The organism is Pseudomonas sp. Seg1, from assembly GCF_018326005.1.
Lineage (GTDB): Bacteria > Pseudomonadota > Gammaproteobacteria > Pseudomonadales > Pseudomonadaceae > Aquipseudomonas.
Map to the genome: position 1 here is coordinate 2,795,858 of NZ_AP021903.1, position 14,242 is coordinate 2,810,099.

Below are 14,242 nucleotides of genomic sequence, written 5' to 3' on the forward strand. Positions count from 1 at the left end.
ATGCATTTCAGCGAACTGATGGCTGTTATTTCGACCCATGCGATCCGCCTTCAACAGGAAGATGAAGACCTGGTCATTCTGGGCAGCGACGACGCGTTGGACGACGCGTTGTGGGACAGCCTCGCCGAACACAAGTCGCAGTTGCTGGAGCTGGTCGCCAGCCATGGCGGCGACTGGTTGAGCCCGGCCTTTCGCATCACCCCGGACATGTTGCCGCTGGTGCAGCTGGATCAACCGACCATCGACCGCATCGTTGGCGATGTGCCGGGTCGCGCCGCCAATCTGCAAGATATCTACCCGCTGGCGCCGTTGCAGGCGGGCATGCTTTACCTGCATTTGTCCGCGGCGGCAGGTGACCCTTATGTCTCGCAGGCGCGGTTCGCCTTTGATAACCGCGAACGTCTGGATGCCTTCGCGCAAGCGCTGCAATGGATGGTCGAGCGCCACGACATTTTGCGTACCTCGTTCATCTGGGAGCGGCTCGACGAACCCTTGCAAGTGGTGCAACGCCATGCGCGGCTGTTCTGCGAAGAAATCGAACTCAACGCCGACGGTGACGTACTGACGCAGTTGCTGGAACGCCATGATCCACGGTTTTTCCGTCTCGATGTGCAGCAGGCACCGTTGCTGCGTCTGGTGTATGCCGCCGATCCGGACAATGATCGTGTGGTTGCGTTGTTGCTGTTTCACCACTTGATCATGGATCACGTTGCCCTCGACGTGGTGCGCCGCGAAACCCGGGCATTCCTCCTCGGACACGCGGAGCAGGTCGGCCCGGCCGTGCCGTATCGCGATCACCTGGCCAAGGCACTTCTGGGCCTGAACGATCAGGCCCAGACAGCGTTCTTCCGCGAGATGCTCGCCGATATCGATGCACCGACGTTGCCCTGCGGTTTGCAGGACGTGCAGGGCGACGGCCAGGCTATCGAAGAGTCTTCGCTGCTGCTCGACAGTTCATTGAGCCGGCAACTGCGCAGCCAGGCCAGGCAACTCGGTGTCAGCGTCGCGAGCCTGTTGCATCTGGCGATGGCGCGGGTGCTCGGCCAGTTGTCCGGACGCACGGCTGTGGTGTTCGGCACGGTGCTGCTGGGACGCATGGAGGCGGGCGAGGGTGGCGAACAGGCGTTGGGGATGTTCATCAACACCTTGCCGCTGCGGGTGGATGTCGGTCAGGAAGGTGCGCGCGCCGCCGTGTTGGCGACGCATCGACGCCTGACCGCGTTGCTCGCGCACGAGCAGGCCTCGCTGGCACTGGCTCAGCGTTGCAGTGCTGTCGCGGTGCCGACGCCGCTGTTCAGTGCGATCCTCAACTACCGCCACAGCAGCGCCGAAGAAGTCGTCGAGGTCAACGAACTGGCGCCCGGCGTGCAGATTTTGGGCGCCCGAGAGCGCACCAACTATCCGTTGACCGTCAACATCGATGATCTCGGCGAAGACCTGCGTATAACCGCGCTCGCCGATGTCGCTCTCGGTGCAGAACGCATCGCCCGCTACCTGAACACCGCGCTGCACAGTTTGATCCAGGCCCTGCAATCGACGCCGAATGCGCCGGTGCACGGCCTCGACATCCTGCCGGCCGACGAGCGCGAGTACCTGCTGCACGGTGTCAATTCGCCGTTGCCACGCTTCCCCGACACGCCGCTGATTCACCAGCAGTTCGAAGCCCATGCGCAGGCGCGGCCCGACGCTGCGGCACTGCTTTTTGAGGGCCGCACCGTCAGCTATGGCGAGCTCAATCGCCGCGCCAATCAGGTCGCACATCAGCTGTTGGCGCGCGGCATTCGCCCCGATGACCGGGTGGCAATCTGCGTCGAACGCGGGCCACTGATGATCATCGGCCTGCTCGGCGTGCTCAAGGCTGGCGCCGGTTATGTGCCGATCGATCCGGCGTATCCGCTGGAGCGCATCGCTTACACCCTCGAAGACAGTGCCCCGGTGGCGCTGCTGATACAGGCGCAAACCGTTGATCGAGTCGGCGCACCTGACATGCCGATCATCGACCTCGACGGCGAGCAGCTGCAGGCTGAACTCACCAGTAATCCACAGATTGCCGAGCTGACCCCGAGCCATCTCGCCTATGTGATTTACACCTCCGGCTCCACCGGTCTGCCGAAAGGCGTGATGGTCGAGCATCGCAACGTGGTGCGGCTGTTCTCGGCGACCCATGACTGGTTCAACTTCAATCCGCAGGATGTCTGGGCATTGTTCCATTCCTTCGCGTTTGATTTCTCCGTGTGGGAAATCTGGGGCGCGTTGGCATTTGGCGGGCAATTGTTGTTGGTGCCGCAGGCAGTCAGTCGCTCGCCGGACGACTGCTACGCGTTGCTCTGCCGCAGCGGCGTGACCGTGCTCAACCAGACCCCGAGTGCATTCCGCCAGTTGATCGCCGCGCAGGGTCGCAGCCCATTGCAGCACTCGTTGCGCGAAGTGATTTTCGGCGGCGAAGCCCTGGAACCTGGCCTGCTCAAGCCGTGGTATGCGCGGGTCGGCAATGCCGGCACGCGCCTGGTGAACATGTATGGCATCACCGAAACCACGGTGCACGTAACCTATCGCCCACTGGCGGCAGCGGATGCGCAACGGGTCGGCCGCAGCCCGATTGGCGTCGGCATTCCCGACTTGCAGCTGTACGTGCTGGACACGCAGCGCGAGCCGGTGCCGGCGGGTGTTGTCGGTGAGTTGTACGTGGGCGGTGCCGGGGTGGCCCGGGGTTACCTCAATCGCGAGGCACTGACCGCCGAACGCTTTATCGCCGACCCGTTCAGTGGCCGTGCCGAAGCGCGTCTGTACAAGACTGGCGACTTCGCCCGGTGGACGGCCGATGGCAGCCTCGAATACCTCGGGCGCAATGACGATCAAGTGAAGATTCGTGGTTTCCGGATCGAACTCGGCGAAATCGAAGCGCGTCTGGCCGCGTGCGACGGTGTGCGCGAAGCCGTGGTCATCGCTCGCGAGGACAGCCCCGGCGACCAGCGTCTGGTGGCGTACTGGCTGGCGTCCGAAGGTGCTGAGCCGAGTGCTGCGCAACTGCGTGAACATTTGCTGGTTTCGCTGGCCGAGTACATGGTGCCGAGCGCTTTCGTGCGCCTCGATGCCTATCCGTTGACCACCAACGGCAAGCTCGACCGCAAGGCGCTGCCGCAGCCCGACAGCGACGCATTTGCCCGCCGCGGTTTTGAAGCGCCGGTGGGTGCCGTGGAAACGCTTATTGCCGATATCTGGCAGACCTTGCTCGGAGTCGAGCAGGTCGGCCGCCATGACAACTTCTTCGAACTGGGCGGCCATTCACTGCTGGCGGTGAAACTGATCGAGCGCATGCGCCAACACGAATTGCATTGCGACGTGCGCGTGCTGTTCGGCCAGCCAAGTGTGGCAGCACTGGCGGCAACGTTGAGCGCAGCGCAAGCCATCGTGGTCCCGGACAATCTGATCGAGCCCGGCTGCGCGCGCATCACCCCGGACATGTTGCCGTTGGTCGCGTTGGATCAGGCAGGCATCGACCGGGTCATTGCCACGGTGCCCGGCGGCATCGCCAACGTGCAGGATATTTATGGCCTGGCACCGTTGCAGGCGGGGATTCTTTATCACCATCTGGCCACCCATGCCGGTGACCCGTATGTGTTGCAGGCGCAATTTGCCTTCGACGGTTTGCCGCAGATCAAAGCCTTCGTCCGCGCTATGAACGCGGTGATCGCCCGTCACGACATCCTGCGCACCAGCGTAGTCTGGGAAGGTCTTGAAGAACCGGTGCAAGTGGTCTGGCGCCAGGCACCGCTGGCGCTGGAGCGAGTCGATGCCGATCTGCTGGAAGGCGATGTGCTGGAGCAGATGCAGGCACGGTTCGACCCGCGACACTATCGACTGGATCTCAATCGCGCTCCGCTGATGCGTTTCGCCTACACCGAAGATGTGGCGCACCAGCGCTGGGTTGCCATCCTGCTGTTTCATCACATCGTGCTGGACCACACCGCATTGGAAATGCTGGTGGCCGAAATGGATGAGGCCATGCGCGAGCAATCGAGCGATCTGCCAGCCCCGGTGCAATACCGCCACTACGTAGCGCAGGCGCGGCTTGGCACGGATGCCGAGGCTCACGAAGCATTCTTCCGCGACATGCTCGGTGACATCGACGAACCGACCGTGGCCTTCGGCTTGCAGGACGTGCACGGCGATGGCAGCACGATTGTCGACACAGAGCTGATGCTCGATGCCGGCGTTGCCCAGCGTCTGCGGGAACAGGCGCGCCAGCTCGGCATCAGTGTGGCGAGTCTGGTGCATCAGGCGTGGGGCCAGGTTCTGGCGCAAATGTCGGGCCGTGATGATGTGGTGTTCGGCACGGTGCTGCTGGGGCGGATGCAGGGCGGCGCGGGTGCTGACCGTGCGCTGGGCATGTTCATCAACACCTTGCCGGTGCGCGTCAGCGTGGGGGCGACCACGGTGCAAGAGGGCGTGCGTGCCACGCACGAACGTCTGGCGCAACTGCTCGGACATGAGCAGGCCTCCCTGGCACAGGCCCAACGTTGCAGCGGCGTGTCCGGGTCGCTGCCGCTGTTCAGCACGCTGCTGAATTTCCGACACAGTGCGCCGCAAACCGCCGCAGTGGCGTGGGACGGTATTCAGATTCTCAGTTCCCGTGAGCGCAGCAACTACCCGTTGGTGATCAACGTCGATGACCTTGGCGAAGGTTTTCGTCTGGGTGTGCAGGCGTTGCCACAAGTGGATGGCGTGCGGGTCTGCGATTACCTGCAAACCGCGTTGCACAATCTGGTCACGGCGCTGGAGTTGCACCCGACCACGCCGTTACAGCAGGTGTCGATCCTGTCGCCGAGCGAGCGCCAACGGGTGCTGGTCGGCTTCAATATCACCGGTCGTGACTATCCGCGTGAGCACACCGTGCAACGCTTGTTCGAAGCACAAGCGGCGCTGCGTCCGCAGGCACTGGCGGCGGTGCAAGGCCGGGAGCAGTTGAGTTATGAAGAGCTGAATCGGCGCGCCAATCGTCTGGCCCACCACCTGATCGGCTTCGGCGTGCAACCGGGGCACAGTGTGGCGACGTTGCTTGAGCGCTCGCTGGATCTGCTGGTGTGCATCCTCGCGATCAACAAGTGCGCCGCGGTGTACGTGCCGCTGGACATCAACGCCCCGGCCGAGCGTCAGAGCTTCATGGTCCAGGACAGCCGTGCGGTGCTGTTGCTGACCCAGAGCGATGCATCAGTCGAGTACTCGGTGCGACGTCTGGATCTCGACACGCTGATGCTGGAGGAATATCCCGCGCATAATCCGAATCTGCCGCAGTCGGCAGAATCGCTGGCCTACATCATGTACACCTCAGGTTCGACCGGCGCGCCGAAAGGCGTACTGGTGCCGCATCGGGCCGTCACGCGGCTGGTGATCAACAATGGCTACGCCGATTTCAATGGCGGCGACCGCGTAGCGTTCGCTTCGAACCCGGCATTCGACGCCAGTACGCTGGAAGTCTGGGCGCCGCTGCTTAACGGCGGCGCGGTCGTGGTGATCGGGCAGGACGACGTGCTGTCTCGCGAGAGCTTCCTCAACGTGCTGCTGACGCAGGCCGTCAACGTGCTGTGGTTGACTGCCGGCCTGTTCCATCAATACGCCGATGACTTGATGCCGGTGTTCCGCCGCTTGCGCTACCTGCTGGTGGGTGGCGATGTGCTGGATCCTGCGGTGATCGCCCGCGTGCTGCGTGATGGCGCACCGCAGCATTTGCTCAACGGTTATGGCCCGACCGAAGCCACGACATTCACCACCACCCATGAAATCCGCGCTGTCGAAACCGGCAGCATTGCCATCGGCCGGCCGATCGGCAACGCCCGCTGCTATGTGCTTGATGCCCGTCAACAGCCGCTACCGGTGGGGGCCGTCGGTGAGCTGTTCATCGGCGGTGCCGGGGTGGCGAAGGGGTATCTGAATCAGCCGCAACTGAGCGAAGAGAAATTTCTTGCCGACCCGTTTGCCGACGCGCCGGATGCGCGGATGTATCGCACCGGTGACCTGGTCTGCTGGCTCGCCGACGGCACGTTGCAGTACCTGGGGCGCAATGATCAGCAAGTGAAAATTCGCGGCTATCGCATCGAACTGGGGGAGATCGAAACCCGCCTGAGCGCCTGTGCCGGGGTCCGCGATGCCGTGGTGCTGCTGCGCGAAGACGTGCCGGGCGATAAACGTCTGGTGGCGTGGTTCACCGCGCAGGACACTGCTCATGTGCCTGCGATCAGCGAGTTGCACGGGCAATTGCAAGGGCAGTTGCCCGACTACATGTTGCCAGCGGCCTATGTGCGACTGGACGTATGGCCACTGACGGCCAACGGCAAACTGGATCGCAAGGCATTGCCGGCACCCGATCAGGATGCCGTGCTCAGCCGGGAATTCGCAGCACCGCAAGGGGAAGTGGAAGTCGCGTTGGCGCAAATCTGGGCCGACCTGCTCAAGGTCGAGCGCATCGGTCGGTATGACCACTTCTTTGAACTGGGCGGGCATTCGTTGCTGGCGGTGAGCCTGATCGAGCGCATGCGTCAGCTCGGCCTCAGTGCCGATGTGCGCGTGCTGTTCAACCAGCCGACCCTCGCTGCATTGGCGGCGGCGGTGGGCAGCGGTCGCGAGATAGAGGTACCGGCCAACTTGATCCCGGCCGGATGCACGCACATCACTGCGGACATGCTGACCCTGACTGAACTCGATCAAGCCAGTATCGAGCGCATCGTCGCCACGGTGCCGGGTGGCGCGGCCAACGTGCAGGATATTTATCCGCTGGCGCCGTTGCAGGAAGGCATCCTCTATCACCACCTCAGCGCCGAACAGGGCGATCCGTACCTGCTGCAATCGCGTCTGGCATTCGACAGCCTCGAGCGTTTGCACCACTTCGCTGATGCTTTGCAGCAGGTCATCGTGCGTCACGACATTCTGCGCACCAGCGTGGTCTGGGAAGGCCTGCCGAGCGCTCACCAGGTGGTGTGGCGTCAGGCGCAACTGGTGGTGCAAGCGGTGCCGCTGGATCCGGCTCACGGCGATATTCTCAAACAGTTGCACCAGCGCTTCGACGCCCGACATCACCGCATCGATCTGACCCAGGCACCGTTGCTGCGCATCGTTTATGCCGAGGACCCGGCGCAGCAACAAGTAGTGGCGATTGTGCTGTTCCAGCACTTGATCCTCGATCACACCGCGATGGACGTGGTCGGTCAGGAAATGCGCGCGATCATGTTCAATCAGGCGCACACCCTGACAACGCCAATGCCGTATCGCAACTACGTGGCGCAGGCGCGTCTGGGTGCTGACGAGCAAGCGCACGAGGTGTTTTTCCGCGAAATGCTCGGCGCTATCGATGAACCGACGTTGCCGTTCGGCTTGCAGGATGTGCAGGGCGATGGCAGCGATATCGAAGAAGCCCTGCAAGCGGTCGATGCCGGTCTGAACGTGCGGTTGCGCGAGCAGGCCAGACAGTTGGGCGTCAGTCCGGCGAGCCTGATGCACCTGGCTTGGGCGCAGGTGCTGGGCGTGGTTTCGAATCGCCGTGATGTGGTGTTCGGCACCGTGTTGATGGGGCGTATGCAGGGCGGCGAGGGCGCGGATCGAACACTGGGCGTGTTTATCAACACCTTGCCTTTGCGCGTGGATGTCAGCGAAGGCGTGCGCGCTGGCGTCAAGCGCACCCACGCCCGGCTGACTGCGCTGCTGGGCCATGAACATGCATCACTGGCGCTGGCCCAGCGTTGCAGCGCGGTGTCCGCTTCGACGCCGTTGTTCAGCGCTTTGCTCAATTACCGCCACAGTGCCGCAGATTCCCAGGCACAAGAGGGGCAAGGAATCTGGGAAGGCGTGCGCCACCTGGGCGGTGAAGAGCGCAGCAATTACCCGCTGACCCTCAGCGTTGATGATCTCGGCGAGGGTTTTGCCCTGACGGTGCTGGCGGTCAGGCAGATCGGCGCGCCACGGATTTGCAGCTACATGCACACCGCGCTCGAACATCTGGTGACAGCGCTCGAGCAGGCGCCGCAACGTCCGCTGAACCGTTTACCGATTCTCTCGGTCGCGGAATACGAGCACCTGCTGGTCGGCTTCAACCAGCATTCAGCGGCGTATCCGCGTGGCGCGACGATCCATCGGTTGGTGGAGGCTCAGGCCGAGCAGCGGCCAGATGCTCTGGCAGTGGTCCAGGGCGCGCAGCAGTTAACCTACGCTCAGCTCAATCAGCGCGCCAATCGCCTGGCCCATCACTTGCTCGGCCTCGACGTGCAGCCCGATGACCGCATCGCCGTGTGCCTGCGCCGCAGCCCGGACATGCTCGTGGCGTTGCTGGCGATCCTCAAGGCTGGCGCCGGTTACGTGCCGGTCGATCCGGCGTACCCGGCGCAGCGCATTGCCTATCTGTTGCAGGACAGCGATCCCGTGGCGGTGCTCGCACAGGCTTCGACCCGCGATCTGCTAGGGCGGATGCCGGTGATCGATCTGGACAACCCCACTTGGCAACGCCTGTCCGAAGCCAATCCGCAACTGCCGACCCTGACGCCGGCGCATCTGGCTTATGTGATCTACACCTCCGGCTCAACCGGTGAGCCGAAAGGTGTAATGGTCGAGCATGCGACCTTGGAAAACCTTGTGCACTGGCACTGCGAGGCGTTCGATCTACAGGCCGGCAGCCACACCGCGAGTGTCGCTGGATTCGGTTTCGACGCGATGGCCTGGGAAATCTGGCCGGCGCTGTGTGTGGGCGCGACCCTGCACCTGCCGCCACAGTCGATCAGCAACGAACACCTCGATGACTTGCTCGACTGGTGGCGCGGGCAGCCGTTGCAGGTGAGTTTCCTGCCGACGCCGGTGGCCGAATATGCCTTCAGTCGCGACCTCGGTCACCCGACTTTGCGCACGCTGTTGATCGGTGGCGACAAGTTGCGGCAATTCCCTCGCAATCAGACCTTCGCGGTGATCAACAACTATGGCCCGACCGAGGCGACGGTGGTCGCCACGTCTGGCGCGGTTGAGGCCGGGCAGACGCTGCATATCGGTCGACCAATGGCCAACGCCAAGGTGTATCTGCTCGACGAGCAACAGCGGCCGGTGCCGGTCGGCGTTGCGGGTGAATTGTTCGTTGGCGGTGCCGGTGTGGCACGCGGTTATCTGAACCGGCCCGAGCTGAGCGCCGAACGCTTCCTCGAAGACCCGTTCAGCGACGAACCGCAGGCGCGCATGTACCGCACCGGCGACCTCGCACGCTGGCTGGGCGACGGCACTATCGAATACCTGGGGCGCAACGACGATCAGGTGAAACTGCGCGGTGTGCGCATCGAACTGGGCGAAATCGAAGCGGCGCTGAGCCGCCACGATGCGGTGCAGGATTGCGTGGTGTTGGTGCGTGACGGGCAACTTCTGGCGTGGTTCACCGGGCAGGTGAGCGTCGAGATCGAGGATTTGCGCAGTCACCTGCAAGCGCAGTTGCCGCCAGCGCTGGTGCCGGCAGCCTATGTGCGACTGGACAGCCTGCCGCTGACCGCCAACGGCAAACTTGATCGCAAAGCCTTGCCCGAGCCGGACCAAAGCGCCTGGCTCAGCCGCGAGTACGAAGCGCCGCAGGGCGCAGTCGAAACGACGTTGGCGCAGATTTGGTCTGACGTGCTGCAGGTCGAACAGGTCGGCCGTCACGACAATTTCTTCGAACTGGGCGGGCATTCATTGCTGGCGGTGACACTGATCGAGCGCATGCGTCAGGCCGATCTGCGCACCGACGTGCGCGTCCTGTTCAGCCAGCCAACCCTGGCTGCGCTGGCCGCTGCGGTGGGCAGTGGCCGGGTGGTCGAAGTGCCGGCCAATCTGATTCCGGCCGATTGCACCCACATCACCCCGGACATGTTGCCGCTGGTGCAACTGGATCAGGCCAGCATCGAGCGCATCGTCGCCACGGTGCCGGGCGGCGCGGCGAATGTGCAGGACATTTATCCGTTGGCGCCATTGCAGGAAGGCATTCTTTATCACTACATCACCGCTGAACGCGGCGATCCGTACCTGCTGCAATCGCGTCTGGCGTTCGACAGCCTTGAACGGCTGCAAGCCTATGCCGACGCATTGCGTCAGGTCATGGCGCGCCACGACATCCTGCGCACCGGGGTGGTCTGGGAAGGGTTGACCGCGCCTGTGCAAGTAGTCTGGCGCGCAACTGAACTGCCGGTGCAGGAAATCGCGCTCGACCCGGCGGCGGGCGATGTGTTGTTGCAGTTGAATGAGCGTTTCGACGCGCGGCAGTTTCGTCTGGATATCAGCCAGGCGCCATTGACGCGTCTGGTGTATGCACAGGATCCGGTCAACGATCGGGTGGTGGCGATGCTGTTGTTCCATCACATCGTCATGGATCACACCGCGCTGGAAGTCGTGCAACAGGAAATGCTCGCGATTCTCTTTGGCCACGGCGAAGCGCCAATGCCGGCGGTGCCTTACCGCAACTATGTGGCCCAGACACGGCTGGGCATCAACCAGCAGGAACACGAAGCGTTTTTCCGCGAGATGCTGGGCGCCATAGACGAGCCGACGCTGCCATTCGGCATGCTCGATGTGCGGGGCGACGGCAATGACATTGAAGAAGTCCGCCAAAGCGTGCCCGAGGCATTGGCCATGCGCCTGCGCAGTCAGGCGCGGCAGTTGGGCGTGAGCGTTGCCAGCCTGTTCCATCTGGCGTGGGCACAGGTGCTGGCGGCGACCTCGGGTCAGGAACGCGTGGTGTTTGGCACCGTGCTGCTGGGGCGGATGCAGGGTGGTAGCGGCGCTGATCGCGGCCTGGGGATGTTCATCAATACCTTGCCGATACGCGTGGATCTGGGTCAAACGCCAGTGCGTGCCGGTGTCAGGGCGACGCATGCGCAATTGACTGCATTGCTCGGCCACGAACATGCACCACTGGCGCTGGCCCAGCGTTGCAGTGGCGTGAGCGGGTCATCGCCATTGTTCAGCGCCATGCTCAACTATCGCCACAGCGTCAGCGAGCAACAGCAGCAAGCCGCTCGCCTGAGCTGGCAAGGCATCGATAGCCTCTCCAGCGAAGAACGCACCAACTATCCACTGAGTCTCAACGTCGATGACCTCGGTCAGGGCTTTTACCTGACGGTCATGACCCCTTCGAACATCGGCGCGACGCGGGTTTGCGGTTACATGCAGCGGGCCTTGTCGAGCCTGGCCGAAGCGTTGGAGCAATCACCGCAGGCGCCGCTGAGCCATCTGCCGGTGTTGCCAGAGGCAGAGCGGCAAAAATTGCTGTGCGAATTCAACGCTACCGAAGTCGATTACGATCTTGAGCAAACGCTCCATGGTCTGTTCGAGGCGCAGGTACAACGTACGCCACAGGCGCCGGCCGTGGCGACGGCAGCGCAACAACTGAGCTATGCCGAACTGAACGCCCGGGCCAATCAACTGGCGCGACACCTGCGAGGCCTGGGCGTGCAGGCGGATTCGCGGGTGGCGATTTGCGTCGAACGCAGCCTCGATATGGTGGTCGGCCTGCTGGCCATTCTCAAGGCAGGCGGCGGCTATGTGCCGCTGGATCCGGCGTATCCGCTGGAACGTCTGGCCTACATGCTGCACGACAGCGCGCCAGTGGCGGTGCTGGTGCAGGGTTCGACGCGTGCGTTGCTGGGCGAGGTTGATGTGCCGGTGATCGATCTCGATCAACCGCACTGGCAAGCGCAACCGATGGACAATCTGCCCGGCGCTGGATCGACTCCACAGCACACTGCGTATGTGATCTACACCTCCGGCTCGACCGGCCAGCCGAAAGGCGTGGTCAACGAGCACGCCGGGGTGGTCAACCGTTTGTTGTGGATGCAGGACGCTTACCCACTGACGGCGGCGGACACGGTGTTGCAGAAAACCCCGTTCAGTTTCGACGTGTCGGTGTGGGAGTTTTTCTGGCCGTTGATGACCGGTGCGCGCCTGGTCATGGCTCAGCCTGGCGGGCACAAGGACCCGCAATACCTCGCAAAAGTGATTGAGGCCGAGAACATCACCACGCTGCACTTTGTGCCGTCGATGCTCGACGTGTTCCTTGCCAACAGTGACACCGCCCGCAGCAGGGGGCTGCGGCGGGTGATGTGCAGCGGTGAGGCGTTGCCGGGCAGTCTGGTGCGACGTTTCAAACTGCAATTGCAGGGCAGCGAGTTGCACAACCTGTACGGCCCGACCGAAGCGGCCGTCGACGTGACCGCGTGGAACTGCGCCGGGCCAATCGAACACACACCGGACAACACGCCCATCGGCAAACCGATTGCCAACACCCGTATGTACATCCTCGACGCCCAGCAACAACCGGTGCCGCAAGGCGTGATCGGCGAGTTGTACATCGGTGGCGTGCAGGTCGCCCGTGGCTACCTCAATCGCCCGCAACTGAATGCCGAACGCTTCCTCGACGATCCGTTCCGGCCCGACGGCCGGATCTACCGCACTGGTGATGTCGCCCGCTATCTGCCCGACGGCAACATCGAGTACCTGGGACGTAACGACGATCAGGTGAAAATCCGCGGCCTGCGTATCGAGCTGGGTGAGATTCAGGCGCGCATGACCGCGATCGCCGGTGTGCAGGAAGCCGCGGTGCTGGCCCGTGAAGAGGTCCCGGGGGACAAGCGTCTGGTCGCGTATTACACCGGCGAACGTCTGGAAGTCGACGTGTTGCGCGGGCATCTGCTGGAGCATTTGCCCGATTACATGGTGCCTGCGGTGTTCGTGCATCTGCACGCGTTGCCGCTGAGCCCCAACGGCAAACTCGACCGCAAGGCCTTGCCGGCACCGGATCAGAGCGCGCTGAAAACCCGTGAATACGAAGCGCCGGTCGGCGAAGTCGAAATCACCCTCGCACGGCTCTGGGCCGAGTTGCTCAACGTCGAGCGGGTAGGGCGGCACGACCATTTCTTTGAGCTGGGTGGTCACTCATTACTGGCGGTCAGCCTCATCGGCCGGTTACGTCAGGAAGGCATGGAAGCCGATGTCAGGGCGCTGTTCGAACAGCCGACCCTGGCCGGCTACGCCGCAATTACGGAAAGAATGGAGATCGTCCTGTGAATGTGATCGAACTGTTGGCAACCCTGAAAAGCAAAGACATTCAGTTGGCGGTCAGCGACGACCAGTTGCGCGTAAACGGCAACAAGCAGGCCTTGAGCGATCCGGCATTGCTGGCAGCGCTACGTGAGCACAAACCGGCGCTGATCGAACTGATCAAGGCCGGGCAATATTCGGCCACCAAGGCTGGCCAGATCGACGTGCCGGCCAACGGCATTGTCCCCGGCACCACGCGCATCACGCCGCAAATGCTGACCCTCGCCGAAGTTGATCAAGCGACTATTGACCGCTTGATCGCTGCCGTCCCCGGCGGCGCCGCCAATGTGCAGGATATCTATCCGCTGGCGCCGTTGCAGGAAGGCATTCTTTACCACCATGCGAGCAACGAGCAGGGCGATCCGTACGTCATGCAGTCGTACTTTGCGTTCAGCAATCGCCAGCGTTTACAGGCTTTTGCTCAGGCCTTGCAAACGGTGATCGATCGCCACGACATCCTGCGCACGGCAGTGCATTGGGAGGGGCTGGATACGCCGCTGCAAGTGGTCTGGCGCAAGGTGCAACTGCCCGTGGAAGAAGTGCAGTTCGACCACGCAGGCGATGCCTTGCAACAACTTCACGAGCGTTTTGACGCGCGACATTTCCGTCTCGACGTTACCCGGGCACCGCTGATGCGTCTGGCGTACGCCTGGGATGAGGCCGGTCAACGGGTCGTGGCGACGTTGCTATTCCATCACATGGCGCTGGATCACTCGGCGCTCGACGTGGTGCGGCACGAACTGCAAGTCTGTCTCACCGGCCAGCATGAATTGCTGGGGCGGCCAGTGCCGTTTCGCAATTACGTCGCGCAGGCACGGTTGGGCATCACAGAGGCCGAACATGAGGCGTTTTTCCGCGACATGCTTGGCGATATAACCGAGCCGACGCTGCCATACGGCTTGCACGATGTGCAGGGCGACGGACTCGGCATCGCTGAACTGAGCCTGCCGATCAACCCGTTGCTGGGGCAGCGTTTGCGGGCGCAGGCGCGGCAGCTCGGCGTGAGTGTCGCGAGCCTGTTCCATCTCGGCTGGGCGCAGGTGCTGGCGGTGCTGACCGGCAAACCCAATGTGGTTTTCGGCACGGTGTTGATGGGGCGTATGCAAGGCGCCGAAGCCACCGAGCGCGCACTGGGGATTTTCATCAATACCTT

The 14,242-nt window shown here is 63.0% G+C and carries 2 protein-coding genes (1 of these 2 only partly in view); both read left to right on the forward strand.

Features of this window, described 5'->3' with window-relative positions; genetic code table 11:
• Positions 1–13,056: a non-ribosomal peptide synthetase gene (locus KI231_RS12480; protein ID WP_213028422.1), complete on the forward strand. Its 13,056-nt coding sequence runs from the start codon at positions 1–3 to the stop codon at positions 13,054–13,056.
• A protein-coding gene (locus KI231_RS12485; RefSeq protein ID WP_213028423.1) for a non-ribosomal peptide synthase/polyketide synthase crosses the window boundary here: on the forward strand, positions 13,053–14,242 show its beginning. 16,660 nt of this gene lie beyond the right edge of the window; 1,190 of the gene's 17,850 nt are visible here — the first part of the coding sequence; its start codon is at positions 13,053–13,055; its stop codon lies beyond the right edge, outside the window. Before KI231_RS12480 ends, KI231_RS12485 begins: the two co-directional genes overlap by 4 nt.

What these genes read in the sequence shown, in the direction of transcription:
- KI231_RS12480 (WP_213028422.1), top strand. Translation starts at nt 1, where the DNA reads ATGCATTTCAGCGAACTGATGGCTGTTATTTCGACCCATGCGATCCGC.